The following is a 2176-nucleotide window of genomic DNA, read 5'->3' as shown; positions in this document are numbered from 1 at the left end:
GAGGCGCTGAACGGCAGGTATCCGAGCTCGTCGAGGATCACCAGGTCGAGACGGGTGAGGCTTTCGGCGATCTGTCCGGCCTTTCCCTTGGCCTTTTCCTGCTCGAGCGTGTTGACCAGCTCGATGGTTGAGAAGAAGCGGACCTTTCGCCGGTGATGCTCGACAGCCTGGACGCCGAGGGCTGTCGCGACATGAGTTTTGCCGGTGCCCGGGCCGCCGATCAGCACGACATTCTGCGCACCATCCATGAACTCGCAGCGGTGCAGCGTCCTGACGGTAGCCTCGTTGATCTCACTGGCAGCGAAGTCGAAGCCGGAGAGGTCCTTGTAGGCCGGGAACCGTGCGGCCTTCATGTGATAGGCGATGGACCGGACCTCACGCTCGGCCAATTCGGCCTTCAGCAGTTGCGACAGGATCGGGACGGCGGCTTCAAAAGCCGGGGCACCTTGCTCGATCAGGTCGGTGACGGCCTGCGCCATGCCGTGCATCTTCAGGCTGCGGAGCATGATGACGATGGCGCCGCTGGCTGGATCATGACGCATGGTGGCCTCCGGCGACCTGGGCGCGCAGGTCATCATAGCGTTCGACATTGGCCTTGGGCTCGCGCTGCAGGACCAGAGCCTGCGGGGTATCCAGTGGCGGCCCGCCGATCACCTTGCCGTCGACCAGCCGATGCAGCAGGTTCAGCACATGGGTTTTGGTCGGCAGGCCCTCGGCCAGTGCGAGGTCCACGGCGGCAAGCACGGCCTGTTCGTCGTGCTGCAGCACCAGGGCGAGGATGTCGACCATTTCGCGGTCACCGCCGGGCTTGCGCAGCATGTGCTCCTGCAGCTGTCTGAAGCCATGTGGCAATTCCAGGAAGGGCGCGCCATTCCGAAGCGCCCCGGGCTTGCGCTGAACGACTGCCAGATAATGGCGCCAGTCATAGATTGTCCGCGTCGGCAGTTGATGGCTGCGTTCAATGATGCGGAGATGCTCACACAGGATATTGCCCTCGGCCGCGACAACCAGTCGGTCGGGGTAGATCCGCAGGCTGACGGGGCGGTTCGCAAAGGATGCGGGAACGCTGTAACGATTGCGCTCAAAGCTGATCAGACAGGTAGGCGACACGCGCTTGCTCAGTTCAATGAAGCCGTCAAAGGCTGGCGGCAACGGCATCAGCGCGACCTGCTCCTCGGCCCAGACATCGGCGATCGTGCCGGGCAGCGTGCCATGCGCCGTCTCTCGCCACAGCTCCAAGCAGCGCTGTTCCAGCCAGGCGTTCAGCGCGGCAAGGTCGGGGAAGTCCGGCATCCTTTGCAAGATCTGGTGGCGGGCATCCCGAACGTTCTTCTCGATTTGACCTTTCTCCCAGCCGGCGGCGGGATTGCAGAACTCGGGCTCGAAGACATAGTGGTTCGCCATGGCAAGGAAGCGGATGTTGACCTGCCGCTCCTTACCTCGGCCGACACGATCCACCGCCGTCTTCATATTATCGTAGATCCCGCGCCCTGGGACGCCGCCAAAGACCCGGAAGCCGTGCCAATGGGCATCAAACAGCATCTCGTGGGTCTGCAACAGATAGGCGCGCAACAGGAAAGCCCGGCTGTGCGACAGCTTGATGTGGGCCATCTGCAGCTTCATGCGCTCGCCGCCCAGAACGGCAAAGTCCTCGCTCCAGTCGAACTGGAAGGCCTCGCCTGGGCGGAAAGACAGCGGAACGAAGGTCCCGCGCCCTGTCGTCTGCTGCTCGCGCTGGCGATCCGCCCGCCATCGACGTGCAAAGGCTGCCACCCGACCATAGGAGCCGGTAAAGCCGAGCGTGACCAGATCGGCGTGCATCTGCTTTAGCGTCCGCCGCTGCTTGCGCGACTTTCCAGCCTCGGCCTTCAGCCAACCGGCCAGCTTCTCTGCAAAGGGGTCCAGCTTGCTCGGCCGTTCCGGCGTGGCGAACTTTGGCTCGACCGTCCCCTCCGTCAGATGCTTGCTCACAGTGTTGCGCGACAGCCCCGTTCGCCGCGCGATCTCCCGGATCGACAGCTTCTGACGCAAATGCATCCGTCGGATGATGTTCAAAAGTCCCATGTGGATCACTCCGTTACCCCCGCCGCTCAACGCTTTGGGGGAAGGTTCACATGGCTCAGTTCTCAGTGGAAATTATGCGCCTACCCGGCTCAGTTCTGGGTGGAAATCAACA

Annotated in this window: 2 protein-coding genes; both read right to left on the bottom strand. The window is 62.9% G+C overall.

The genetic code is table 11. The features are described from left to right. Positions 1-542: ATP-binding protein (locus VK682_RS27125; protein ID WP_324782982.1), on the bottom strand; the 542-nt coding region annotated here is incomplete at its 3' end. Beyond that, positions 532-2064 (bottom strand): IS21 family transposase, encoded by a 1533-nt coding sequence (istA, locus tag VK682_RS27120; protein ID WP_324782981.1) that lies wholly within the window; start codon positions 2062-2064, stop codon positions 532-534. The genes VK682_RS27125 and istA, both read right to left, overlap by 11 nt. Positions 2065-2176 lie beyond the last annotated feature (112 nt).

The organism is Salipiger marinus (assembly GCF_035481585.1).
Lineage (GTDB): Bacteria > Pseudomonadota > Alphaproteobacteria > Rhodobacterales > Rhodobacteraceae > Salipiger > Salipiger marinus.
Note: the sequence above shows the minus strand (reverse complement) of the source record. Positions and strands in the feature narration are given on the sequence as shown.

Coding starts and splice junctions, on each gene's coding strand:
- istA (WP_324782981.1), bottom strand. CDS start 2,064: ATGGGACTTTTGAACATCATCCGACGGATGCATTTGCGTCAGAAGCTG.